This window comes from Mycobacterium talmoniae (assembly GCF_001854525.1).
Taxonomy (GTDB): Bacteria; Actinomycetota; Actinomycetes; order Mycobacteriales; family Mycobacteriaceae; genus Mycobacterium; species Mycobacterium talmoniae.
Map to the genome: position 1 here is coordinate 1 of NZ_MLQM01000079.1, position 22,706 is coordinate 22,706.

Below are 22,706 nucleotides of genomic sequence, written 5' to 3' on the forward strand. Positions count from 1 at the left end.
GCCGAGCCGGCCCCGGCCCCGGCACCCCAGCCCGCCGCCGCGCCGTCATCGTCGGAGACGCCCTACGTCACGCCGCTGGTGCGAAAGTTGGCCGCCGACAACGGCATCGACCTAGCGCAGGTCAAGGGCACCGGTGTCGGCGGGCGCATCCGCAAGCAGGATGTGCTGGCCGCGGCCCAGCAGCAGGAAGAGGCGAAGAAGGCACCGGCGGCCGCCCCGGCCCCGGCGGCCGACGCCCCGACCCCGGCGCCGGCGCTGGCGCACCTGCGCGGCACCACCGCCAAGGCCAGCCGGATCCGGCAGATCACCGCCAAGAAGACCCGCGAATCCCTGCAGGCCACAGCGCAACTCACCCAAACCCACGAGGTCGACATGACCCGGATCGTGGCGCTGCGGGCGCGGGCCAAGAACGACTTCGCCGAACGCGAAGGCGTCAACCTGACCTACCTGCCGTTCATCGCCCGCGCGGTGATCGACGCGCTCAAGGCCCACCCCAACGTCAACGCCAGCTACAACGAGGACAGCAAGGAGATCACCTACTACGACGCCGAGCACCTGGGCATCGCGGTGGACACCGAGCAGGGGCTGTTGTCGCCGGTGATCCACAACGCCGGCGACCTGTCGCTGGCCGGGCTGGCGCGGGCGATCGCCGACATCGCCAACCGGGCCCGCAGCGGTGACCTCAAGCCCGATGAGCTGTCCGGCGGCACCTTCACCATCACCAACATCGGCAGCCAGGGCGCGCTGTTCGACACCCCGATCCTGGTGCCGCCGCAGGCCGCCATGCTGGGCACCGGCGCCATCGTCAAGCGGCCGCGGGTGGTCGTCGACGAGGCCGGCAACGAATCGATCGGGGTGCGCTCGGTCTGTTACCTGCCGCTGACCTACGACCACCGGCTGATCGACGGCGCCGACGCCGGCCGGTTTTTGACCACGGTCAAACACCGGCTCGAAGAGGGCGCGTTCGAGGCGGACCTCGGGCTGTAGGGAGGGGCGAAGCCGATGGCCAGGGTCGCAATCGCGGGTTCCTCGGGGCTGATCGGCTCCGCCCTGGTGTCGGCGCTGCGCGCCGCCGACCACGACGTGCTGCGCATCGTGCGTCGCACCCCGGCCAACGCCGGTGAGCTGCACTGGGATCCGGAAAGCGGCGAATTCGACGCCACCGCGTTGCGCGGCGTCGACGCCGTGGTCAACCTGTGCGGCGTCAACGTCGGTCAGCGGCGCTGGTCGGGGGCGTTCAAGCAGAGCCTGCGCGATTCCCGCATCACCCCCACCGAGGTGCTGGCCGAGGCGGTGGCCGGCGCCGGCGTGCCGGTGCTGGTCAACGCCAGCGCGGTGGGCTACTACGGGCACACCCGGGACCGCACCGTCGACGAAACCGCCGCGGCCGGAACGGGTTTTTTGGCCCAGCTGTGCTGTGACTGGGAGGACGCGACCGCCCCGGCCGCGCACGCCGGGGTGCGGGTGGTGCTGGCCCGCACCGGCCTGGTGCTGGCCCCGTCGGGCGGGGCGCTGGGCCGGCTGCGGCCGCTGTTTTGGCTCGGGCTGGGTGCGCGGCTGGGCAACGGCCGCCAGTACATGTCCTGGATCAGCCTGGAAGACGAGGTGCGGGCGCTGCTGTTCGCGATCACCCACGACACCCTGTCCGGGCCGGTGAACCTCACCGGGCCGGCGCCGGTCACCAACGCCGAGTTCACCGCCGCGCTGGGCCGCGCCGTCAACCGCCCCACCCCGCTGCTGTTCCCCGGCTTCGCGGTACGGGCCGCACTCGGCGAATTCGCCGACGAGGGACTGCTGACCGGGCAGCGGGCCATCCCCGCCGTGCTGGAGGCCAGCGGTTTCGTGTTCCACCACAACACCATTGGCGAAGCGCTGGGCTACGCCACCGCGCGCCCGGTCACCGTGTAGGTACCGTCGAGATATGACCGCCTCCATCCGGTCCAGCACCGCCCCGATCGACGTGCGCCAGCTGGGCCGCCTCGACTACCGGGCCGCCTGGCAGCTGCAGCGTGAGCTGGCCGACACCCGAGTGGCCGGCGGCCCCGACACCCTGCTGCTGTTGGAGCATCCGCCGGTGTACACCGCCGGGCGGCGCACCGAGGACCACGAGCGGCCGGTAGACGGCACCCCGGTCGTCGACACCGATCGGGGCGGCAAGATCACCTGGCACGGCCCGGGCCAGCTGGTCGGGTATCCGATCATCGGCCTGACCGAGCCGCTGGACGTGGTCAACTACGTGCGGCGCCTCGAGGAGGCCTTGATCGCGGTGTGCGCCGGGCTGGGCCTGGCGGCGGGCCGGGTCGACGGCCGGTCCGGGGTGTGGTTGCCGGCCGGCGGCGGGCGGCCCGCGCGCAAGGTGGCCGCCATCGGGGTGCGGGTGTCGCGCGCGACGACGCTGCACGGGTTCGCCCTGAACTGCGATTGCGACCTGGGCGGGTTCGGGGCGATCGTGCCGTGCGGCATCACCGACGCCGGGGTGACGTCGCTGTCGGCCGAGCTGGGCCGCCGGGTCGGGGTCGAGCAGGTGCGCGGCCCGGTGGCCGCGGCGGTGCTCGACGCGCTGGACGGGGTACTGGCCGTGGGTGCGCACCCCGCTTCCCCGGTAGCATCGGCACTGTGACTGTCGCTCCCGAAGGTCGTAAGCTGCTACGCCTCGAGGTGCGCAACGCCGAGACCCCGATCGAACGCAAGCCGCCGTGGATCAAGACCCGGGCGCGGATGGGTCCGGAGTACACCGAGCTGAAGAACCTCGTCCGCCGCGAAGGCCTGCACACGGTGTGCGAGGAGGCCGGCTGCCCCAACATCTACGAATGCTGGGAGGACCGGGAAGCCACCTTTTTGATCGGCGGCGACCAGTGCACCCGGCGCTGCGACTTCTGCCAGATCGACACCGGCAAGCCGGCCGAGCTGGACCGCGACGAGCCGCGCCGGGTCGCCGAAAGCGTGCAGGCGATGGGGCTGCGGTATTCCACCGTGACCGGGGTGGCCCGCGACGACCTGCCCGACGGCGGGGCCTGGCTGTACGCCGAGACGGTGCGCGCGATCAAGGCGCTCAACCCGTCGACCGGGGTGGAGCTGCTGATCCCCGACTTCAACGGGGCGCCCGAGCTGCTGGCGCAGGTCTTCGCATCGCGGCCGGAAGTGTTGGCGCACAACGTCGAAACCGTGCCGCGCATCTTCAAGCGGATCCGGCCCGGCTTCCGGTATCAGCGCAGCCTGGACGTGTTGACCGCGGCCCGCGACGCCGGCCTGGTCACCAAGAGCAACCTCATCCTGGGGCTGGGCGAAACCCCCGACGAGGTGCGTGCCGCTTTAGCCGAGCTGCACGACGCCGGCTGCGAGCTGGTCACCATCACCCAGTACCTGCGGCCCTCGGTGCGCCACCACCCGGTCGAGCGCTGGGTCCAACCCGAGGAGTTCGTCGAGCACGCCGGCTACGCCGAGGGGCTGGGCTTCGCCGGGGTGATGTCGGGACCGCTGGTGCGCTCGTCGTACCGGGCCGGGCGGCTCTACGCCCAGGCCATCGAGCACCGACAGGCCGCGACCCCGCGCTGACCGCGGTTCTCCTATCCTTGGGAGCTATGGCGAAACCCCGCAGCACGGCCGAGAACAAGGCCGCCCGAGCCGAGGCGAAGGCCGCCCGCAAGGCGGCCGCCAAGGAGCGCCGCACCCAGCTGTGGCAGGCGTTTAACGTGCAGCGCAAGGAGGACAAGCGGCTGCTGCCGTACATGATCGGCGCGTTCGTGCTGATCGTGGCCGGGTCGGTGGCGCTGGGGGTGCCGGCCGGCGGGCCGACGATGCTCCTGATGATCCCGCTCGGGGTGGTGCTGGGCCTGCTGGTGGCGTTCATCATCTTCGGGCGCCGCGCCCAGCGGTCGGTCTACCGCAAAGCCGAGGGCCAGGCCGGCGCGGCGGCCTGGGCGCTGGACAACCTGCGCGGCAAGTGGCGGGTCACCCCGGGGGTGGCCGGGACCGGGCACTTCGACGCCGTGCACCGGGTGATCGGGCGTCCGGGTGTGATCTTCGTCGCCGAGGGGTCGCCGTCGCGGGTCAAGCCACTGCTGGCGCAGGAGAAGAAACGCACCGCCCGGCTGGTCGGTGACGTCCCGATCTACGACGTGATCGTCGGCAACGGCGACGGCGAGGTCCCGCTGGCCAAGCTGGAGCGCCACCTGAGCAAGCTGCCGGCCAATATCACCGTCAAGCAGCTGGACTCGCTGGAGTCGCGGCTGGCCGCGCTGGGGTCGCGGACCGGGATGGCGGGGATGCCCAAGGGGCCGCTGCCGGCGGGGGCCAAGATGCGCGGCGTGCAGCGCACCGTGCGGCGGCGCTAGCTTTTTAGCGCGTTAGCGCCGCACCACCGCGGTGTGGGTCACCTGATCCTGGAAACCGCGGCCGTCGGCGTTGACGAACAAAGCCGGGATGACCAGCGCGATCAGCGCCCCGCGGACCGCCGCGCGGCCGATCCCGACACCGCGCTGGTCCACCGACGCCACCTGCAGGCCGCACACCAGCTGGCCCGGGGTGAAGCTGAACAGCCGCACCGACACCGCGCCCAGGATCAGCCACACCACCAGCACCGCGAGCGGCAGCCCGGTCGGGGTGACCACGCCGAACGCCAGCCCCAGCCCGGCCAGGCCGTAGGCCAGTAGCCAGTCGGCAAGCAGCGCCAGCAGCCGGCGTCCGAGCGGCGCCAGCGACCCCGGGCCGTGCTCGGGCAAACCCAGCCGCTCGCCGGGGTAGCCGGTCGGCGGCCCCGGTTCGGCCGATCCGGGACCGGACAACCAGGATGAAATGGTGCGGGCCACGCCCCCTACCCTAGGCTGACGCAGGCTACCCGACCTCGGCGGCGCCGGGGGCGGTTGCGTAACGTCTGCGCAACAGGCGGTTACGTTCGGGCAACATCGGCTCCATAACGTCTTCGTGGGGCTACAACGTAGAGGAGAACACTGCTGTGACCGACAAGACGGCCGACGACATCCTCAAGCTCGTCGCCGACGAGGACATCGAATACATCGACGTCCGCTTCTGTGACCTACCGGGCGTGATGCAGCACTTCTCCATCCCGGCGTCGGCGTTCGACAAGACCGTCTTCGACGACGGTCTGGCCTTCGACGGCTCGTCGATCCGCGGCTTCCAGTCGATCCACGAATCCGACATGATGCTGCTGCCCGACCCCAACACCGCGCTGATCGACCCGTTCCGGTCGGCCAAGACGCTGAACCTGAGCTTCTTCGTGCACGACCCGTTCACCCGCGAGCCGTACTCGCGGGACCCGCGCAACGTCGCCCGCAAGGCGGAGAACTACCTGACCAGCACCGGCATCGCCGACACCGCGTTCTTCGGCGCCGAAGCCGAGTTCTACATCTTCGACTCGGTGAGCTTCGACTCCACCATCAACGGCTCGTTCTACGAGGTGGACTCGGTGTCGGGGTGGTGGAACACCGGCCAGGCCACCGAGCTCGACGGCCGCCCCAACCGCGGCTACAAGGTCCGCCCCAAGGGCGGATACTTCCCGGTGGCGCCCACCGACCAATACGTCGACCTGCGCGACACGATGACCACCAACCTGATCGACGCGGGCTTCACCCTGGAGCGCGGCCACCACGAGGTGGGCAGCGGCGGCCAGGCCGAGATCAACTACAAGTTCAACACCCTGCTGCACGCCGCCGACGACCTGATGCTGTTCAAATACATCATCAAGAACACCGCCTGGCAGAGTGGCAAGACCGTCACCTTCATGCCGAAACCGCTGTTCGGGGACAACGGGTCCGGCATGCACGCGCACCAGTCGCTGTGGAAGGACGGCGAACCGCTGTTCTACGACGAGGCCGGCTACGCCGGGCTCAGCGACACCGCGCGGCACTACATCGGCGGCATCTTGCACCACGCCCCGTCGCTGCTGGCGTTCACCAACCCGACGGTGAACTCCTACAAGCGGCTGGTGCCCGGCTACGAGGCCCCGATCAACCTGGTGTACAGCCAGCGCAACCGGTCGGCCTGTGTGCGAATCCCGATCACCGGGACCAACCCGAAGGCCAAGCGCATCGAGTTCCGCTGCCCGGACTCCTCGGGGAACCCGTATCTGGCATTCGCGGCCATGCTGATGGCCGGTGTCGACGGCATCAAGAACAAGATCGAGCCGCAGGCGCCGGTCGACAAGGACCTCTACGAGCTGCCGCCCGACGAGGCCGCCAACATCCCGCAGGCCCCCACCCAGCTGTCGGCGGTGATCGACCGGCTGGAGGAAGACCACGAATACCTCACCGAGGGCGGGGTTTTCACCTCCGACCTGATCCACACCTGGATCAGCTACAAGCGGGAGAACGAGATCGACCCGATCAACGTGCGCCCGCACCCGTACGAGTTCGCGCTGTACTACGACGTGTAAGTCGACCTCTCTAGGTCGGCTCGCTGCTGAAATCGACGTCCAGATTGGCCTATAGCCCTCAGAATCGGCTGTTTGGAAAATTTAGGCGTCGATCTCAGTAGGACGCAGGTGTTCTCCCCGGCCGATGACCGCGTCCAGTGCCGCCGCGACAGCCTCGAACCGGTAGAACACCTGCTGGTAGGAGGCGCGAAACGGCAGATAGCCCCGGCGGTGCGCCTCAAGGTCGCGGTTGCGGTCCCGCTCGATTCCGTCACCCGCGTGGTGCGCCCGGCTGTCGGCCTCGACCAGCAGCCGCCGCCCCACCAGGAAATCGACCCGCCCCACTCCGGGGATGACGACCTGACTCCGATACCCGATTCGGCGGGCCTGAAAGTACAACCGAAGTACGGTTTCCGTGCCGGACTCGGCCGATCCGTCGGCCGCCGCCATACAGCGTTGCACTCGAGCCGACTGCCCGGCCAGCAGCTGCCGGAGCTGCTCGGGATCGACAATCCGCTGGTTGAGGAGTGAATCGAACACCGCGGTCAGCTCAACCCCGTCCAGGCAGTGCGTCGCGGTGAGCACCGATGCCTCCAGGCCGTCCACCGCCCGGCAGGTCGGTCCGACCCCGGCGCAGAATCGGACGCCGGAAATGCTGCGGGCCACGCGCCGCCGGTAGCCGTTCATGCGCACGTGCAGCGCCCGTGCCGCGCGTTCGGGCACCCACACGCCGCGGCGGGCCAGCGCGGAGACGCAGCTCAGCGCCCCGCCCAGCGACACCGCACGGCACACCGCCGGGTCGGCGTGCGGCGCGGCGAACCACCCGGTCCGCAGCCGCCGCAACGCGTCCGAGTCCACCAGTGCGCGGATTTGCGCATCCCGGACACCCGCCGCGACCAGTTCGCCGCGCGACACCACCCCGTCACCGCCCAGCAGCCAGTCGAGTTCGGCCACAGGCTTGATCGTCGCCGAACGCCGCCGTGTCGGTGTGCACCACACCCGACCGCTGGGGATAACCCCGTAATCTCAGCGCATGGCCACCGACCTGCATGCCACCCTGAACCGCTACTCCCCCGCCGTGTTGAGCCTGTTCCGGGCGGTGTTCGGACTGCTGTACGCCGCACACGGCGCGTCGCTGCTATTCGGCTACCCGGTGGCCACCCGGGTGCCGGTCGGCATCTGGCCGGTCTGGTGGGCCGGGGTGATCGAATTCGTCGCCGGGCTGCTCATCATGGTCGGATTGTTCACCCGCCCAGCGGCTTTCCTGGCCTCCGGGCAGATGGCGGTCGCCTACTTCTGGCAGCACCAGCCGCACGCGCTGTGGCCGATCGACCCCGCCCAGGGCGGCCACGGCGGCGGCGAACCCTCGGTGCTGTACTGCTTCGCGTTTTTGCTGCTGGTGTTCACCGGGCCCGGTGCCTACGCGCTGGACACCCGGCGCCGGACCCGGCGGTAGTCTTCGGCCATGACCGTCAAGCACACCCCGTCCTGGTACGACGACGAGGTGCAGGCACTATTCGACCTGGCCCGCGGGTTCTTCGAACGCGAGGTGGTCGCGCACGTCGACAAGTGGGACGCCCAGCGCCGCATCGACCGGTCGGTGTGGCTGGAGGCCGGCAAGCTCGGCCTGTTGCTGTGCTCGGTTCCGGCCGAATACGGCGGCGGCGGTGGCACCTTCGCCCACGACCTGGCGGTATTCGACGCGCAGGGCTACGCCGGTGACCTGTCGCTGGGCATCGCCGTGCACAGCGGCATCGTGCCGCACTACCTCGTGGAGTACGGCACCGAAGAACAAAAACGGCAGTGGCTGCCGCCGATGGCCAACGGCGAGGTGCTGGGCGCCATCGGGATGAGCGAGCCCGGGGCCGGCTCCGACCTGAAAGCCATCCGCACCACCGCGGTACGCCACGGCGACACCTATCTGGTCAACGGGTCCAAGACGTTCATCACCAACGGCGGGTCGGCCGATATGGCGGTGCTGGCGGTCAAAACCGATCCCAAGGCCGGGGCCCGCGGGATTTCGCTGCTGATCGTCGACCTGCGCGACACCCCCGGCTATCAGGTGACCCGGGTGCTGGACAAGGTCGGCCAGCACGGCGCCGACACCGCCGAGCTGTCGTTCACCGATGTCACCGTTCCGGTGGCGAACCTGCTGGGCCCCGCCGAGGGCCAGGGTTTCGGGCAGATGATCGCCCAGCTGGCCCAGGAACGGCTGATCGTCGGCGCGCAGGCGGTCGGCGGCATGGAGCGCGCCGTCGACGAGACCATCGCCTACACCAAATCCCGGGAGGCGTTCGGGCACAGCCTGTTCGAGTTCCAGAACACCGCGTTCGAGTTGGCCGAGTGCGCCACCATCGCCCGGACCTGCCGCACCTTTTTGGACCATTGCATCCAAGCGCATCTGGCCGGCCGGCTGGACGCTACCGACGCGGCGATGGCGAAATACTGGCTGACCGACCAGCAGTGCGCGGTCATCGACCGCTGCGTGCAGTTGCACGGCGGCTACGGCTACATGCGCGAATACCTGATCGCGCGGATGTATGAGGACGCCCGGGTGCAGCGCATCTACGCCGGGGCCAACGAGGTGATGAAGGACATCATCGCCCGCTCGCTGTAGCGCCCGCGAGCAGACGCAAAATCGCACTGCGGGAACCCCGCGAATGCGATTTTGCGTCTGCTCGCGACCAAAGCCACCGCGCAGCTACCCCAGCCCGAGATCCTTGCGGAAGCGGCGCATCCCGTCGACCTTCTCGGCGAGGCTGGCCGCCGGCCCGGTGTAGAACATCCACGGCATGGTCAGCACCCCGGTGATGCCCGCCGCCTCGGCGCGCTGATAATCCTCGACGGTGAACGCGTCGGTCAACGGTGACAGGATGGTGAAATCCTGCATCGACAACCCGTTTTCGGTGCGCAAGGCGCGCAGCCGGCCGGCCACCTCGATGGCGCGGTCGGTTTTGATCAGATCCCCGATCCAGCCGTCGTTGGCCGCGGCGCGGCGCAACGCGATCTCGGAGAGCCCACCGACGTAGATCGGGATCGGCGGCGGGGTCGGGGTCATCTCCAGCTTCGGGGTTACATAGAACTCGCCGGAAAACTCCGTCCACCCCGGCGCCCACAACGCCCGCATCAGCTCCAGCATCTCGTCGGTGCGTTTGCCGCGCGCGGCGAACCGCTGCCCCATCAGCGCGAATTCCTCTTCGCACCACCCGACGCCGACACCGAGCTCGACCCGGCCACCGGACAGATACGCGGCGGTCCCAATGGCTTTGGCCGCCGAATAGGGATCCCGCATGGCCGGGATGTAGACGGTGGTGACGAACCGCAGCCGGGTGGTGGCCTGTGCCAGCGACCCGACCAGCACCCACGGGTCGGGCCAGTCGGTGAACGGCTGCCAGCGCCGCTGCCCGTCGCGGGTGTAGGGGTACGGGGTGGCCAGCGTCTCCAGGTTGACGACGTGATCCGGGATCGCCATCCCGTCATAACCCAGTTCGTCGGCGGCCTTGGCGATCTCGACGATCTCGCCGGTATCCAGGAACGCGCTGGAGATGTAGAACTTCATCCGGCGTCCCGCGCCCAGGCCGGCATGATGAACACGCCCTCGGCTTCCACGGTGACCCCGTCGGCGTCGCTGAGATAGCCGCGGGCAAAGGTTTTCACCCCTTCGACGCGTTCGGCGAACGCCTCCACCCGCAGTGGGCCCAGCGGGGTGCCCCGCAGGTATTTGCAGGTGATGGTCCCGGTGAACAGCGGCTTGGACAGCCCGGAACTGGCCGCCTCGCCCAGCACGTGGTCGAGCACCAGCGCACAGATGCCGCCGTGCACCCAGCCCGGCGGCCCCTCGTAGGCGGCGCCCAGCTCGAACTCGCTCCAGCACCGCCCGTCGCCGTCGTGGTGGACGGTCAGCGGCGGGGCCAGCGCGTTGCGCTGCCCGATCACCGGGTTGGCCCACACCACCGGGCGCTCGGTCTCGGCGTGACGCATCCGCGGGTTGTCGTCGTGGTGGATGCGGTCCAGGGTCGCGGTCACCGCCTCGATGGCGCGTTGGGCCTCGCGGATGGAGTCCTCGTCCACCCCGGTGCGGATGCCGGCCTGCACGAGGTCGCGGATGGCCTGGGTCAGCGGTGCGTAGAGCGCCTGCAGCCGGTCGTGTTCGTCGGCGGCGATGACGTCGAACGTGAAGTCCATCTAACCTTACTAGCACCACCCCGCCGCACGGCGCCGCCGAGGTCGACGCCAGCGCGGAAGCGTCGGTCGCGGCGCACCGGCAAGGCGCCGGCCGCCCAGCGAACCTAGTCGCCGAACACCTTGCGCACCACGGCCTTTGCCCGCCGCGTCACCCGCAGATAGTTGTCCAGGAATTCCCCGCCGTCGTCGTCGGGCCAGCCGGCGGCCACCGCCACCGCGTTGAGCTGGCGGCCCGGCCCGGGCAGCTGATCGGTGGGTTTACCGCGGACCAGCACCAGCGCGTTGCGGGCCCGGGTCGCCGTCAACCAGGCCTGCCGCAGCAGGTCGACGTCCTCGGGGTCCAGCAGCGCGGCCGCCTCGATGGCGTCCAGCGACTCCAGCGTCGAGGTGTTGTGCAGGGCGGGGATCTCGTGGGCGTGCCGCAGCTGCAGCAGCTGCACCGTCCACTCGATATCGGCCAACCCGCCGCGGCCCAGCTTGGTGTGGGTGTTGGGGTCCGCGCCGCGCGGCAGCCGCTCGGCGTCCACCCGGGCCTTGACCCGGCGGATCTCGCGCACCGCCTCGGCCGACACCCCGCCGGCCGGATACCGGGTCTTATCGACCATCAGCAAAAACCGCTGACCCAGCTCGAGATCCCCGGCGACCCGGTGGGCGCGCAGCAGCGCCTGAATCTCCCACGGCTCGGCCCACTGCGCGTAGTAGGTGGCGTAGGAGGCCAGGGTGCGCACCAGCGGGCCGTTGCGGCCCTCCGGGCGCAGGTTGGTGTCGACCTGCAGCGGCGGGTCGACGCTGGCGGTGCCCAGCAGCGCCCGGACCTGCTCGGCGACCGACGCCGCGAACCGCACCGCCTCCGAATCCGCCACCCCGTCGACCGGTTCGCAGACAAACATCACGTCGGCGTCGGAGCCGTAGCCCAGCTCCCGCCCACCCAGCCGGCCCATCCCGATCACCGCGATGCGCGCCGGGGCGACGCCGTCCTCGGGCAGGTTGACCCGGATGATCGCCTCCAGCGACGCCTGCAGCACCGCCACCCACACCGAGGTCAGCGCCGTGCACACGTCGCGCACGTCGAGCATGCCGAGCAGGTCGGCCGAGGCCACCCGGGCCAGCTCGTAGCGCCGCAGGCTGCGCGCGGCGGCGATCGCGCGCACCGGGTCGGTGTAGCGGCCCGCGGAGGCGATCAACGCCCGGGCCACCGCGTCGGGTTCGGTGTCCAGCAGCTTGGGCCCGGACGGGCCGTCGCTGTAGGACTGGATGACGTCGGGCGCCCGCATCAGCAGCTCCGGGATGTAGGCCGAGGTGCCCAGCACCCGCATCAGCCGCTTGGCCACCGCGGGCTTGTCGCGCAGGGTGCGCAGGTACCAGTGCTGGCCGCTCATCGCCTCGCTGAGCCGGCGGTAGGCCAGCAGCCCGCCGTCGGGGTCCGGGGTGTCCGACAGCCAGTACAGCAGCGTGGGCAGCAGCACCGACTGCACCCGCCCGCGGCGCCCGCTCTGGTTGGTCAACGCGGCCAGGTGGGTCAGCGCGGTCTGCGGGGCCTGATAGCCGAACGCCTCGATCTGGCGTTCGGCGGCTTCGTGGCTTAGCCCTTGGGACAGGCCCAGATCCGCGCCGACCGCCTCCAACAGCGGTTGGTAGAACAGTTTGACGTGCAGCCGGGACACCCGCACGGTTTGGCGTTTGAGTTCCTCGCGCAGCACCCCCAGCGCGTCGTGGCGGCCGTCGGGGAGGACGTGCGCGGCGCGGGCCAGCCAGCGCAGCCCCTCATCGTCGTCGAACGCCGGCAGCATGTGGGTCCGCTTGAGCCGCTGCAACTGCAGCCGGTGTTCCAGCAGGCGCAGGAACTCGTAGGAGGCGGTCAGGTTGGCCGCGTCGTCGCGGCCGATGTAGCCGCCGGCGCCCAACGCCGCCAACGCATCCAGCGTGGACGCCACGTGCAGCGACTCGTCGCTGCGGCCGTGCACCAGCTGCAGCAGCTGCACCGCGAACTCCACGTCGCGCAGCCCGCCGGTGCCCAGTTTGAGTTCGCGGTCACGGACGTCGGCGGGCACCAGCTCCTCCACCCGGCGCCGCATCGCCTGCACGTCGGCGACGAACCCCTCACGCTCACAAGCGGTCCACACCATCGGCATCAACGCGTCCAGGTAGCCCCGGCCCAGCTCCTCATCCCCGACGGCCGGGCGGGCCTTCAGCAGCGCCTGGAACTCCCAGGTTTTCGCCCAGCGCTGGTAGTAGGCGATGTGCGAATCCAGGGTGCGCACCAGCTGCCCGTGCCGGCCCTCCGGGCGCAGCCCGGCGTCCACTTCGAAGAACGCCTCCGAGGCGATGCGCATCATCTCCCCGGCCACCCGGGTGCTCACCGCGTCGGCGTGCTCGGCGACGAAGATGACGTCGACGTCGGACACGTAGTTCAGTTCGCGGGCACCGCATTTGCCCATGGCGATCACCGCCAGCCGCGGCGCGGGCTGGTCACCGCACACCGCCGCGGCGGCCACCGTCAGCGCCGCGCCCAGTGCGGCGTCGGCCAGATCCGACAGGTGGGCGCCGACCGCGGCGAACGGCAGCACCGGCTCGTCCTCGACGGTGGGGGCGGTATCCAGCGCGGCCAGCACCAGCAGCCGGTCCCGGTAACGGGTCCGCAGCGCCGGGATGGCCTCGGCGATCTCGGTGACCCCGGCCACCGAATCGGCCAGCAGGCCCCGCAATTCGTCGGCCGACGGCAGCCGGATCTCGCCGTGCAGCAGCCGCCAGGACTGCGGGTGGGCGACCAGATGCTCCCCCAACGCCAGCGAGGAACCCAGCACCGCGAACAGCCGACCCCGCAGGCTGGTGTCGGTTTGCAGCAGCTCGTTGAGCTCAGCCCAGTTGACGTCGGCGGTTTCGGACAACCGGACCAGGGCGCGCAGCGCGCCGTCGGCGTCCGGCGCCCGGGACAGCGCCCACAGCACGTCGACGTGCGCGTCGGTGTCCCAGCCCAGCTTGGCCAGGCCGGCGCCGGCGTTCGGGTCGACCAGCCCCAGGCGCCCGACACTGGGAAGCTTCGACCGCTGCGTCGTCGGTTTGGCCACGATCTTGACGGTAGCGCACCGCCGACGCGCTACAGCGACAGATACGTCTTCAGCTCATACGGGGTGACGTGGCTGCGGTAGTTCGCCCACTCGGTGCGCTTGTTGCGCAGGAAGAAGTCAAACACCTGCTCCCCCAACGCTTCTGCGACCAGCTCGGAGCTTTCCATGGCGCGCAGCGCGCCGTCCAGGCTGGACGGCAGCTCCCGGTAGCCCATCGCGCGGCGCTCCTCGGGGGTGAGGTCCCACACGTTGTCCTCGGCCTCCGGGCCCAGCACGTAGTTCTTCTCCACCCCGCGCAGCCCGGCGGCCAGCAGCACCGCGAACGCCAGGTAGGGGTTGCAGGCCGAGTCGGGGCTGCGCACCTCGATGCGCCGCGACGACGTCTTGTGCGGGCTGTACATCGGCACCCGCACCAGCGCCGAGCGGTTGGACGCCCCCCACGACGCCGCGGTGGGGGCCTCCCCGCCGTGCACCAGCCGCTTGTAGGAGTTGACCCATTGGTTGGTGACCGCGCTGATCTCCGGGGCGTGCTCGAGGATTCCGGCGATGAACGACTTGGCGATGTCGGACAGTTGCAGCGGGTCGTCGGGGCTGTGGAAGGCGTTGACCTCCCCCTCGAACAGGCTCATGTGGGTGTGCATCGCCGAACCGGGGTGCTGCCCGAACGGCTTGGGCATGAACGTCGCCCGCACCCCCTCGTTGAGCGCGATCTCCTTGATCACGTAGCGGAAGGTCATCACGTTGTCGGCCATCGACAGCGCATCGGCGAAGCGCAGGTCGATTTCCTGCTGCCCGGGGGCGTTTTCGTGGTGGCTGTACTCCACCGAGATCCCCATCGACTCCAGGGCTTCGATGGCGTGCCGGCGGAAGTTGGCCGCCGAATCGTGCACCGCCTGGTCGAAGTAGCCGGCGTCGTCGGTCGGGATGGGTTCGGATCCGTCGTAGGGGCCCGGTTCCAGCAAGAAGAACTCGATCTCGGGGTGCACATAGCAGGTGAAGCCCAGGTCGCCGGCCTTGTTGAGCTGACGGCGCAGCACATGGCGCGAGTCCGCCCAGGCCGGGGACCCGTCGGGCATGGTGATGTCGCAGAACATCCGCGCCGAGTGGTTGTGACCCGAGCTGGTGGTCCAGGGCAGCACCTGGAAGGTCGACGGGTCGGGGCGGGCCACGGTATCGGCCTCCGACACCCGGGCGAACCCCTCGATCGAGGAGCCGTCGAAGCCGACCCCCTCCTCGAAGGCGCCCTCCAGTTCGGCCGGGGCGATCGCGACCGACTTGAGGTAACCGAGCACGTCGGTGAACCACAGCCGGACAAACCGGATGTCTCGTTCTTCCAGCGTGCGCAGCACGAATTCCTTTTGTCGATCCATGCTGCGAAGCGTATCGCGTCCTAACACCGGATGTTGCCCGGCGAGGTCCCCTCGACGAAATAGCGCACCACGGCGGCGTCCACGCAGCGGTCCCCGTTGAACACCACGGTGTGCTGGGTGCCGTCGAAAGTGATCAGCGGGGCGCCGAGCTGGGCGGCCAGGTTGACCCCGGCCTGGTACGGGGTGGCCGGGTCGTGGGTGGTGGACACGACGACGGCCTTGCCCGGCGCCACCGCCGCGGCCGGGCCGGGCGCCGAGGTGGCCGGCACCGGCCACAGCGCGCACAGGTCCCGCGGCGCGTGACCGGTGAACGCCCCGTAGGACAAAAACGGGGCCACCTGACGGATCTGGCGGTCGGCGTCGACCCAGGCCGCCGCGTCGGTCGGGGCGGGCGCGTCCACGCAGCGGATCGCGTTGAACGCGTCCTGGGTGTTGGTGTAGTGCCCGGCCGGGCTGCGGCCCTGGTAGTCGTCGGCCAGCGCCAGCAGCGCCCCCGGGTCGGTGCCGCGGGCCAGCCCCAGCAGCCCCAGGCTCAGGTACTTCCAGTACTGCGGGGTGTACAGCGCGTTGATGGTGCCGGTGATCGCGTCGGCGTAGCTCAGCCCGCGCGGATCCTTGGTGGCCGCCGGCCGGACGGCCAGCGGGTCGACCAGCTGGTGATACCGGGTGACGGCCTGGGCCGGGTCGGTGCCCAGCGGGCAGGCCGGCGACTTCGCGCAGTCGGCGGCGTAGTCGTTGAACGCCACCTGGAAACCGGCCATCTGGTTGATGTTTTGGGCCACCGGGTCGACGCTGGGGTCGATGGCGCCGTCGAGCACCATGGCCCGGGCGTGCTCGCCGAACCGCTCCAGGTAGGCGGTGCCCAACTCGGTGCCGTAGCTGTAGCCCAGGTAGTTGATCTGCTGCTCGCCCAACGCCTGACGCACCATGTCCATATCCCGGGCGGCGGCGACGGTGCCCACGTTGCGCAGGAAGTTCAGCCCCATCCGGTTCGCGCACGCCTGAGCCAGCTGCTGGTTGATGCCCTCGATGTGGGCGACCCCGGCCGGGCTGTAGTCGACCATCGGTTCGCGCCGGAACGCGTCGAACTCGGCGTCGGTGCGGCACCGCAGCTCCGGGGTGGAATGCCCGACGCCGCGCGGATCGAACCCGACCAGGTCGAAGTGGCTGCCGATCGGGGTCTTCGCCAGCGACGGGCCCATCCCGGCCACCGTGTCGACGGCCGAGGCGCCCGGCCCGCCCGGGTTGATCAGCAGCGTCCCGATCCGCTGCCCGGTCGCCGGGATCCGGATCATCGCCAGCTGGGCCTGCTGGCCGTCGGGATGGTCGTAGTCGATCGGCACCGCCACCCGGGTGCAGCGCGCGGTGGGCAGGTCGCCGGTGGCACCGATGAACGGCGCGCAGCTGCCCCACCCCGGCTGCGGCGCCGCCGCCCCCGGCTCGGCGGCCTGGCCGGAATCCGGGGCGGCGTGCGTGGTCGGCACCGCGGTCACCACCGCGGCCAGCGCAAAGGAGAGCAGCGCAGAGCTCAACAGTCTCATGCGCCACACGCGTGTCATCGTCGCATGGCGGGGGGCGCCGGTGGGTCTCGGAAACGTCACGCCTGGGTCTCTAATCACCGTCCGGCGGCGCGAGAGGGAATCCTGCGACGCGACACGCGGGCGTCGCGTCGCAGGATTCAGCCTCGCCGGGACGGACCGGTCAGCACTTGGCGCCCTCCGGCGGCACGGTGCCGTCGATCAGGTAGGCGCCGGCGAACTTGTCGACGCAGTCGTTGCCCTCGAACACCACGGTGTGCTGGGTGCCCTCGAAGGTGAGCAGCCCGGCATGCAACTGGTGGGCCAGATCGACCCCGGCCTGATACGGCGTGGCCGGGTCGTGGGTGGTCGAGACGACCATGGTCGGCGGCAGGCCGGGCGCGGAGATGGTGTGCGGTTCGCTGGTCGGCGGCACCGGCCAAAACGCGCAGGTGCTCAGCGGCGCGTCACCGGTGAACTCGCCGTAGCTCAAAAACGGGGCCACCTCACGGGAGCGGCGGTCTTCCTCGATCACCTTCGCGCGGTCGCGGACCGGGGGCTGGTCGACGCAGTTGACCGCCACCCGGGCGTCGGTGGCGTTGCTGTAGTGCCCCTTGGAATCCCGTTGCATGTAGATGTCGGCCAGCAGCAGCAGGGTGTCGCCGTGGCCGTGCACCAGCTCGGTCAACCCGTCGGTCAGATGCGACCAGAACGACGGCGAGTACAGCGCCATGATCGTGCCCACGATGGCGTCGCTGTAGCTCAGCCCGCGCGGGTCCTTGGTCGGCGCCGGCTTCTCGACCAGCGGGTTGACCAGGCTGTGGTAGACGTCGACGGCCTTGGCCGGGTCGGTGCCCAGCGGGCAGGTCGGTGTCTTGGCGCAGTCGGCGGAGTAGTTGTTGAACGCGTCCTGGAACGACGCGGCCTGCCGCAGGTCTTCCTCCATCGGGTCGGCGTTGGGGTCAATGGCGCCGTCGAGGATCATCGCCCGCACGTTCTGCGGGTAGGCCTCGGCGTAGGCCGAGCCGATCCGGGTGCCGTACGAGTAGCCCAGGTAGGTCAATTTGTCGTCGCCCAGCGCGGCGCGCAGCGCGTCCAAATCCCGGGCCACGTTGACCGTGCCGATGTTGGCCAGGAATTTGGTGCCGGTCTTTTCGATGCAGCGCTGCACGTAGGCCTTGGTCTCGTTTTCGATGTGTTCCACACCGGCGGGGCTGTAGTCGACCTGCGGGTCGGCGCGCAGCCGGTCGTTGTCGGCGTCGGAGTTGCACCACACCTGCGGCCGTGACGAGGCCACCCCGCGCGGATCGAACCCGACCAGGTCGAACCGCTCCCGCACCCGCGTCGGCAGGCTCTTGACGATGTTCACCGCGGCCTCGATGCCCGACTCGCCGGGCCCGCCGGGGTTGATCACCAGCGAACCGATCCGGGCACCGGTGGCCGGGAACCGGATCACGGCCAGTTTTGCGGTCTCGCCGTCCAGATGGTCGTAATCCACCGGCACCGCGACCGCACCGCACTGCGCGTCCTTGGGCAGCTTCACCGTGCTACCGGCCGAAACGTGGCAGCCGCCCCACTGCAGCGGCTGGTTGAGCGCCGGGCCGGGCATCACCGCACGCCCGGTGACGACGCGGTCCTTGGTGATGATGAACACCAGCGCGGCGGTCACGGTCAAAACCAGGCAGATCAGCGTGGTGCGCGCAAGCGCGTCGCGGCGAGGCAGGCCCATGCCGCCCTATGCTGCCATGCGCGCATCCCCGCCCCGGGTAACCGGGCGGCTACCGCGCGGCCGCCAGCAGTTCTTCCATCCCGACGCCGAAGCCGTCGGCCAGGTCCCACAGGTCCGGCACCAATTCCGGGCAGGCGATCAGCCCGACGTTGAGTTTGCCGTGCAGCGACATCACGGTGATGTTGAGGCCCGAACCGTGAAAGATCGGGCCCAGCGGGTACATGGCGTCGATCGCGCAGCCCAAAAAGTACAGCGGCGCCTGCGGTCCCGGCACGTTGGAGATCACCAGGTTGTGCACCGGGCGGCTGGAGGTCAGCCGGGTCTTGGCGTACAGCCGCATCGCCACCCCGAACACCGCGGGCGCGGCGAACTGGGTCCAGTCCTGCAGCAGGGTGGCGCCGATCGCCGAACTGTGTTGTTTGGCCACCGAATTCGCCGCGGCGATGGCCTCCAGCCGCTCGGCCGGGTCGGCGATCTGGGTTTCCAGGCGGGAGAACATGCCCGACACCTGGTTGCGTCCGGGCCGGTCGGACTTGCCGTGCACCGACACCGGCACCATCGCCACCAGCGACGACTCCGGCAGTTCGTCGCGGTCGATCAGGAATTGCCGCAGCACCCCGGACACCAGCGCCATCACCACGTCGTTGACCTTGACCCCGAAATGGTCCTTGACCTTCTTGACCGCACCCAGATCCAGTGAGGCGTAGGCGATGTTGCGGTGCCCGGTGACGGTGTCGTTGAACACGGTGCGCGGCGCGGCGAACGGGGGCGCCATCGTGGAACCGGAGGCGACCCGCTGCAGGGTTTTGACCACCGACGACACCGTGGTCGGCAACACGTTGGCCAAATGCCACGGCCGGGTGGCGAACCGCACCAGCCCGCTGGCCGCGATCTCCAGCGACGTGGCGTCGCCGACCCCGTCGACCGGTTCGGGTTCCGGTGCGTCGGCTTCGGTGCTGCACAGCTGCGACATCAGGTTGGCGCCGGTGACCCCGTCCACGCCGGCGTGGTGCACCTTGGTCATCACCGCCAGCCGTCCACCCTGCTGCGCGTCGCTGCCGTCGAGGCCCTCGATCACCCAGGTTTCCCACAGCGGTCGGCTGCGATCCAGCGGCAACGACGCGATGTGGCCGCAGATCTCGGCCAGCTCGATGCGCCCGCCCGGCGGCGGCAACCCGATCCGGTGCAGGTGCCGGTCCACGTCGAAGCTGGTGTCTTCCACCCACACCGGGTGGTCGAGGTTGAGCGGGTGATCGGCGAGCTTCTCCCGGAACGACGGCATCGCCTTCATCCGCACCGCCAACGCGTCCCGCAGCCGGTCGAAGGTGTAGCCGCCCGGCATGGTGGAGGCATCCAGTTCCAGGATCGAGCACACATGGAGGGGCTGGGACGGGGTTTCCAGGTAGAGGAAGCTGGCGTCGAGGCCGCTGAGCCGCTGCATGCCGCCGATGTTAGGTGGGCAAACCCGCGCCGGCGCGCGAATCGCCTAACCAGCGGCGCCGGGGACCGCATTGTGAGCAAATCCACTGCCCGGCGGAGTTCACCCGCGTCGCGGCGGGTGGCAGACTGGCAGGGTCAGACGAACCCGGGGACCCGATAGGGCCACGAGGATCGACCCGACCACAAAGGACAGTGATGTCTGAACACACCGTTTACGGGTCCGGTGCCCCCGCGCGCCGCACCCAGACCCGCATCCCGCACCTGCAGCAGATGAAGGCCGAAGGCCACAAGTGGGCCATGCTCACCGCCTACGACTACTCCACCGCCCGCATCTTCGATGACGCCGGCATCCCGGTGCTGCTGGTCGGTGATTCCGCCGCCAACGTCGTCTACGGCTACGACACCACCGTGCCGATCTCGATCGACGAGCTGATTCCGCTGGCCCGCGCGGTGGTGCGCGGCGCCCCGCACGCGCTGGTGGTGGCCGACCTGCCGTTCGGCAGCTACGAGGCCGGGCCGGCCGCGGCGCTGGCCGCCGCCACCCGGTTCATGAAGGAGGCCGGGGTGCACGCGATCAAGCTGGAAGGCGGCGAGCGGGTCGCCGAGCAGATCGCCACCTTGACCGCGGCCGGGATCCCGGTGATGGCGCACATCGGTTTCACCCCGCAAAGCGTCAACACCCTGGGCGGTTTCCGGGTGCAGGGCCGCGGCGACGCCGCCGAGCAGACCGTTCACGATGCGATCGCCGTGGCGGAGGCCGGCGCGTTCGCGGTGGTGATGGAGATGGTGCCGGCCGAACTGGCCACCCAGATCACCGGCAAGCTGACCATCCCCACCGTCGGGATCGGGGCCGGCCCCAACTGCGACGCCCAGGTGCTGGTGTGGCAGGACATGGCCGGGCTGACCAGCGGCAAAACCGCCCGTTTCGTCAAGCGGTTCGGCCACATCGGCGACGAATTGCGCAGCGCGGCGGTGCAATACGCTGCCGAAGTGGCCGACGGGGTGTTCCCCGCCGAGGAGCACAGCTTCTAGGCGGTTGTGCGCCCGGCCGGTCTCCAGCGCGTCGCCGCGACGAAAAATACGCTCTCAGTACGGTCTCGACGCGATCCCGGATGTGGCAGGCTGGACGTCGTGCCTGCGCGTCATCTGGAGGTAGAGCGCAAGTTCGACGTCGACGACGCCACCATGTCCCCGTCGTTTGACGGCATCGCGACGGTGGCCCGCATCGACCCGTCGCCGCCGCACACCCTGGACGCGGTGTATTTTGACACGCCGGCACGGGATCTGGCGGCCCGGCGCATCACGTTGCGCCGCCGCACCGGCGGCGCCGACGCCGGCTGGCACCTGAAGTTGCCCGCCGGCCCCGAGGCCCGCACCGAGGTGCGGGTCCCGCTGTCCGCCGGCGACGAGGTGCCCGCCGAGCTGCGCGATGTGGTGTTGGCGATCGTGCGGGACCGGCCGCTGGCCCCGGTCGCGCGGATCAGCACCACCCGCCGGGTCGCGGCGCTACACGGCGCCGACGGTGCGGTGCTGGCCGAGTTCTGCGACGACCGGGTCAGCGCCTGGACCGACGACGGCGCCGAACAGCGCTGGCGGGAATGGGAACTGGAGCTCGGGCAGGCCGACGTCGCGCTGCTGGACCAGTTGAGCACCCGGCTGCGCGACGCGGGGGCCGCCCCGGCCGGATTCGGCTCCAAGCTGGCGCGGGTGCTGGCCAGTGCCCCGGACCAGGCGGGTGCGCCGCCGACCGATCCGATCCACCGCGCCGTGGCCGAGCAGGTCGACCAGCTGCTGGTGTGGGACCGCGCGGTGCGCGCCGACACCGAGGATGCGGTGCACCAGATGCGGGTGGCCACCCGCAAGATCCGCAGCTTGCTGCGGGACTCCGCGGCCTCGGGCCTGCTCGACGAGCTGCGGGAGTTGGCCGCGGTGCTGGGCGTGGCCCGCGACGCCGAGGTGCTCGCGCAGCGCTACCGGCGCGCCCTCGACGAGTTGCCGCCGGATCTGGTGCGCGGCCCGGTGCGCGAACGCCTGGTCGACGGCGCCGCCCAGCGGTATCAGGCCGGGCGGCGGCGGGCGCTGGCCGCGATGCGCTCCCCGCGCTACTTTCGGCTGCTCGACGGGCTCGACGACCTGCTGGCCGGGGCCCGGGATCACGCCGCGCCGGCCAACGTCGGCGACGCGTATCGGCGGGTGCGCAAAGCCGTCAAGGCCGCCAAGGCCGCCGATTACCGGGACGACGCCCTGCACCGGATCCGCAAGCGTGCCAAGCGTCTCCGCTACACCGCGGCCGCGACGAAGGCGCCGCGGGTGGCCAAGCGCGCCAAGGCGGTTCAAACGCTGCTCGGGGAGCATCAGGACAGCGTGGTGAGCCGGGCGCATCTGCTCCAGCAGGCCGACGCGGCGGTCGCGGCCGGGGAAGACACGTTCAGCTACGGCGTGCTGTATCTGCGGGAGGACGAGCTCGCCCGCCGCTGCCGGGCCAAACTCGGTCGCAAGCTGCGCAAGCTGGACAAGGCGACGCACCGGGGCGGACGAGCTGGCCTGTAAGCCGGATTCTGTTCCGCGCCGATACCGGCGCGGCGGCGACCATCCATCTGGACACACCGTCACCGGGTGCCTCAAGCGGCCTACCCGCAGGCTCGGGCGAGCAACCCTCAAACGCCTGCGCGACCACACCCCCACTGCGGTCTTCTTGGCCTTGCTTCGGGTGGGGTTTACCGAGCCACCCCGGTCACCCGGGATGCTGGTGCGCTCTTACCGCACCGTTTCACCCTTACCACCGAAGTGGCGGTCTGTTTTCTGTGGCACTATCCCGCGAGTCACCTCGGATTGCTGTTAACAATCACCCCGCTCTGTGAAGTCCGGACTTTCCTCGACGCCCGCACCAACCCGATCCCCCATCGGATCGGCCCGCGCGCCGCGGCCGCCCGGCCAACTCGTCCGCGCTTACCCCTCCGGCGCCGCCGGCGGCTCTATCGGCGGGGGGGGTTGGGGGGGGTGGGGGGGGCGGGCGGGCGTGGCGGG

18 protein-coding genes, 1 other RNA gene and 1 pseudogene are annotated in these 22,706 nt (G+C 70.4%); 10 read left to right on the forward strand and 10 right to left on the reverse strand.

Annotated elements, in window-relative coordinates:
• The 5 genes from sucB to BKN37_RS15105 form a co-directional block, all read left to right on the forward strand.
• On the forward strand, positions 1-987 hold a 987-nt coding region (sucB, locus tag BKN37_RS15085), incomplete at its 5' end, for a 2-oxoglutarate dehydrogenase, E2 component, dihydrolipoamide succinyltransferase (RefSeq protein WP_071027236.1).
• Positions 988-1,002: 15 nt separating this feature from the next.
• Complete coding sequence (locus BKN37_RS15090; protein WP_071027238.1) at positions 1,003-1,908, forward strand: TIGR01777 family oxidoreductase; 906 nt, start codon at positions 1,003-1,005, stop codon at positions 1,906-1,908.
• A gap of 13 nt (positions 1,909-1,921) precedes the next feature.
• Positions 1,922-2,620: a lipoyl(octanoyl) transferase LipB gene (gene lipB / locus BKN37_RS15095; RefSeq protein ID WP_071027240.1), complete on the forward strand. Its 699-nt coding sequence runs from the start codon at positions 1,922-1,924 to the stop codon at positions 2,618-2,620.
• Positions 2,617-3,555: a lipoyl synthase gene (gene lipA, locus BKN37_RS15100; RefSeq protein WP_071027242.1), complete on the forward strand. Its 939-nt coding sequence runs from the start codon at positions 2,617-2,619 to the stop codon at positions 3,553-3,555. The genes lipB and lipA overlap by 4 nt, the downstream gene beginning before the upstream one ends.
• 26 nt (positions 3,556-3,581) lie before the next feature.
• Positions 3,582-4,334, forward strand: a complete 753-nt coding sequence (locus BKN37_RS15105) for a DUF4191 domain-containing protein (RefSeq protein WP_071027244.1) — start codon at positions 3,582-3,584, stop codon at positions 4,332-4,334.
• A 12-nt stretch (positions 4,335-4,346) separates the two neighbouring features.
• Here the strand turns inward: BKN37_RS15105 and BKN37_RS15110 are convergent, their stop codons facing one another.
• Complete coding sequence (locus tag BKN37_RS15110; protein ID WP_071027246.1) at positions 4,347-4,808, reverse strand: RDD family protein; 462 nt, start codon at positions 4,806-4,808, stop codon at positions 4,347-4,349.
• 146 nt (positions 4,809-4,954) lie between these two features.
• Here BKN37_RS15110 and glnA (BKN37_RS15115) point away from each other — a divergent pair, with 146 nt between their 5' ends.
• The gene (glnA, locus tag BKN37_RS15115) at positions 4,955-6,391 is read left to right on the forward strand and encodes a type I glutamate--ammonia ligase (RefSeq protein ID WP_071027248.1); all 1,437 of its coding nucleotides are present in this window, start codon (positions 4,955-4,957) and stop codon (positions 6,389-6,391) included.
• Positions 6,392-6,472: 81 nt separating this feature from the next.
• On the opposite strand, the gene BKN37_RS15120 is transcribed toward glnA (BKN37_RS15115), so the two are convergent.
• A complete protein-coding gene (locus tag BKN37_RS15120; protein ID WP_071027250.1) occupies positions 6,473-7,324 on the reverse strand; it encodes an endonuclease domain-containing protein in 852 nt (283 codons plus the stop codon).
• 79 nt (positions 7,325-7,403) lie between these two features.
• Between BKN37_RS15120 and BKN37_RS15125 the strand changes: the two genes are divergently transcribed.
• Positions 7,404-7,826: a DoxX family protein gene (locus BKN37_RS15125; RefSeq protein ID WP_071027252.1), complete on the forward strand. Its 423-nt coding sequence runs from the start codon at positions 7,404-7,406 to the stop codon at positions 7,824-7,826.
• A gap of 9 nt (positions 7,827-7,835) precedes the next feature.
• Positions 7,836-8,987 carry an acyl-CoA dehydrogenase family protein gene (locus tag BKN37_RS15130; protein ID WP_071027255.1) on the forward strand — a complete coding sequence of 384 codons (1,152 nt, stop codon included), beginning with the start codon at positions 7,836-7,838 and terminating at the stop codon, positions 8,985-8,987.
• Between the two features lie 84 nt (positions 8,988-9,071).
• On the opposite strand, the gene BKN37_RS15135 is transcribed toward BKN37_RS15130, so the two are convergent.
• The 7 genes from BKN37_RS15135 to BKN37_RS15165 all read right to left on the reverse strand — a co-directional run bounded on the left by BKN37_RS15135 (position 9,072) and on the right by BKN37_RS15165 (position 19,680).
• Positions 9,072-9,929: a TIGR03619 family F420-dependent LLM class oxidoreductase gene (locus BKN37_RS15135; RefSeq protein WP_071027257.1), complete on the reverse strand. Its 858-nt coding sequence runs from the start codon at positions 9,927-9,929 to the stop codon at positions 9,072-9,074.
• Positions 9,926-10,555, reverse strand: a complete 630-nt coding sequence (locus tag BKN37_RS15140) for a PaaI family thioesterase (protein WP_071027260.1) — start codon at positions 10,553-10,555, stop codon at positions 9,926-9,928. The genes BKN37_RS15135 and BKN37_RS15140 overlap by 4 nt, the downstream gene beginning before the upstream one ends.
• 104 nt (positions 10,556-10,659) lie before the next feature.
• Positions 10,660-13,626 carry a bifunctional [glutamine synthetase] adenylyltransferase/[glutamine synthetase]-adenylyl-L-tyrosine phosphorylase gene (locus BKN37_RS15145; RefSeq protein WP_207547245.1) on the reverse strand — a complete coding sequence of 989 codons (2,967 nt, stop codon included), beginning with the start codon at positions 13,624-13,626 and terminating at the stop codon, positions 10,660-10,662.
• Between the two features lie 26 nt (positions 13,627-13,652).
• Entirely contained in the window at positions 13,653-14,993 is a 1,341-nt protein-coding gene (gene glnA, locus BKN37_RS15150; protein ID WP_071027263.1) for a type I glutamate--ammonia ligase, read from the reverse strand.
• Positions 14,994-15,013: 20 nt separating this feature from the next.
• Positions 15,014-16,534: an alpha/beta hydrolase gene (locus BKN37_RS15155; RefSeq protein WP_423212798.1), complete on the reverse strand. Its 1,521-nt coding sequence runs from the start codon at positions 16,532-16,534 to the stop codon at positions 15,014-15,016.
• A 160-nt stretch (positions 16,535-16,694) separates the two neighbouring features.
• Positions 16,695-18,239, reverse strand: coding sequence for an alpha/beta hydrolase (locus BKN37_RS15160; RefSeq protein WP_071027267.1), 1,545 nt, complete (start codon positions 18,237-18,239; stop codon positions 16,695-16,697).
• A 49-nt stretch (positions 18,240-18,288) separates the two neighbouring features.
• Positions 18,289-19,680 carry a WS/DGAT/MGAT family O-acyltransferase gene (locus tag BKN37_RS15165; protein WP_071027269.1) on the reverse strand — a complete coding sequence of 464 codons (1,392 nt, stop codon included), beginning with the start codon at positions 19,678-19,680 and terminating at the stop codon, positions 18,289-18,291.
• Between the two features lie 194 nt (positions 19,681-19,874).
• Here BKN37_RS15165 and panB point away from each other — a divergent pair, with 194 nt between their 5' ends.
• Together panB and BKN37_RS15175 are read left to right on the forward strand one after the other, a co-directional pair.
• On the forward strand, positions 19,875-20,711 hold the full coding sequence (gene panB, locus BKN37_RS15170; RefSeq protein WP_071027271.1) for a 3-methyl-2-oxobutanoate hydroxymethyltransferase: 837 nt from the start codon (positions 19,875-19,877) through the stop codon (positions 20,709-20,711).
• Positions 20,712-20,801: 90 nt separating this feature from the next.
• Positions 20,802-22,217, forward strand: a pseudogene (locus BKN37_RS15175) (CYTH and CHAD domain-containing protein); the annotation flags it as partial.
• Here BKN37_RS15175 and rnpB read toward each other — a convergent pair.
• Positions 22,211-22,621: RNase P RNA component class A (gene rnpB, locus BKN37_RS15180), an RNA gene on the reverse strand. The pseudogene BKN37_RS15175 and the gene rnpB sit on opposite strands and share 7 nt — an antisense overlap.
• Positions 22,622-22,706: the final 85 nt, after the last annotated feature.

What these genes read in the sequence shown, in the direction of transcription:
- BKN37_RS15130 (WP_071027255.1), top strand. Translation starts at nt 7,836, where the DNA reads ATGACCGTCAAGCACACCCCGTCCTGGTACGACGACGAGGTGCAGGCA.
- lipB (WP_071027240.1), top strand. Translation starts at nt 1,922, where the DNA reads ATGACCGCCTCCATCCGGTCCAGCACCGCCCCGATCGACGTGCGCCAG.
- BKN37_RS15105 (WP_071027244.1), top strand. Translation starts at nt 3,582, where the DNA reads ATGGCGAAACCCCGCAGCACGGCCGAGAACAAGGCCGCCCGAGCCGAG.
- BKN37_RS15135 (WP_071027257.1), bottom strand. Translation starts at nt 9,929, where the DNA reads ATGAAGTTCTACATCTCCAGCGCGTTCCTGGATACCGGCGAGATCGTC.
- BKN37_RS15140 (WP_071027260.1), bottom strand. Translation starts at nt 10,555, where the DNA reads ATGGACTTCACGTTCGACGTCATCGCCGCCGACGAACACGACCGGCTG.
- BKN37_RS15125 (WP_071027252.1), top strand. Translation starts at nt 7,404, where the DNA reads ATGGCCACCGACCTGCATGCCACCCTGAACCGCTACTCCCCCGCCGTG.
- BKN37_RS15155 (WP_423212798.1), bottom strand. Translation starts at nt 16,534, where the DNA reads ATGAGACTGTTGAGCTCTGCGCTGCTCTCCTTTGCGCTGGCCGCGGTG.
- BKN37_RS15090 (WP_071027238.1), top strand. Translation starts at nt 1,003, where the DNA reads ATGGCCAGGGTCGCAATCGCGGGTTCCTCGGGGCTGATCGGCTCCGCC.
- glnA (WP_071027263.1), bottom strand. Translation starts at nt 14,993, where the DNA reads ATGGATCGACAAAAGGAATTCGTGCTGCGCACGCTGGAAGAACGAGAC.
- BKN37_RS15165 (WP_071027269.1), bottom strand. Translation starts at nt 19,680, where the DNA reads ATGCAGCGGCTCAGCGGCCTCGACGCCAGCTTCCTCTACCTGGAAACC.
- panB (WP_071027271.1), top strand. Translation starts at nt 19,875, where the DNA reads ATGTCTGAACACACCGTTTACGGGTCCGGTGCCCCCGCGCGCCGCACC.
- BKN37_RS15160 (WP_071027267.1), bottom strand. Translation starts at nt 18,239, where the DNA reads ATGGGCCTGCCTCGCCGCGACGCGCTTGCGCGCACCACGCTGATCTGC.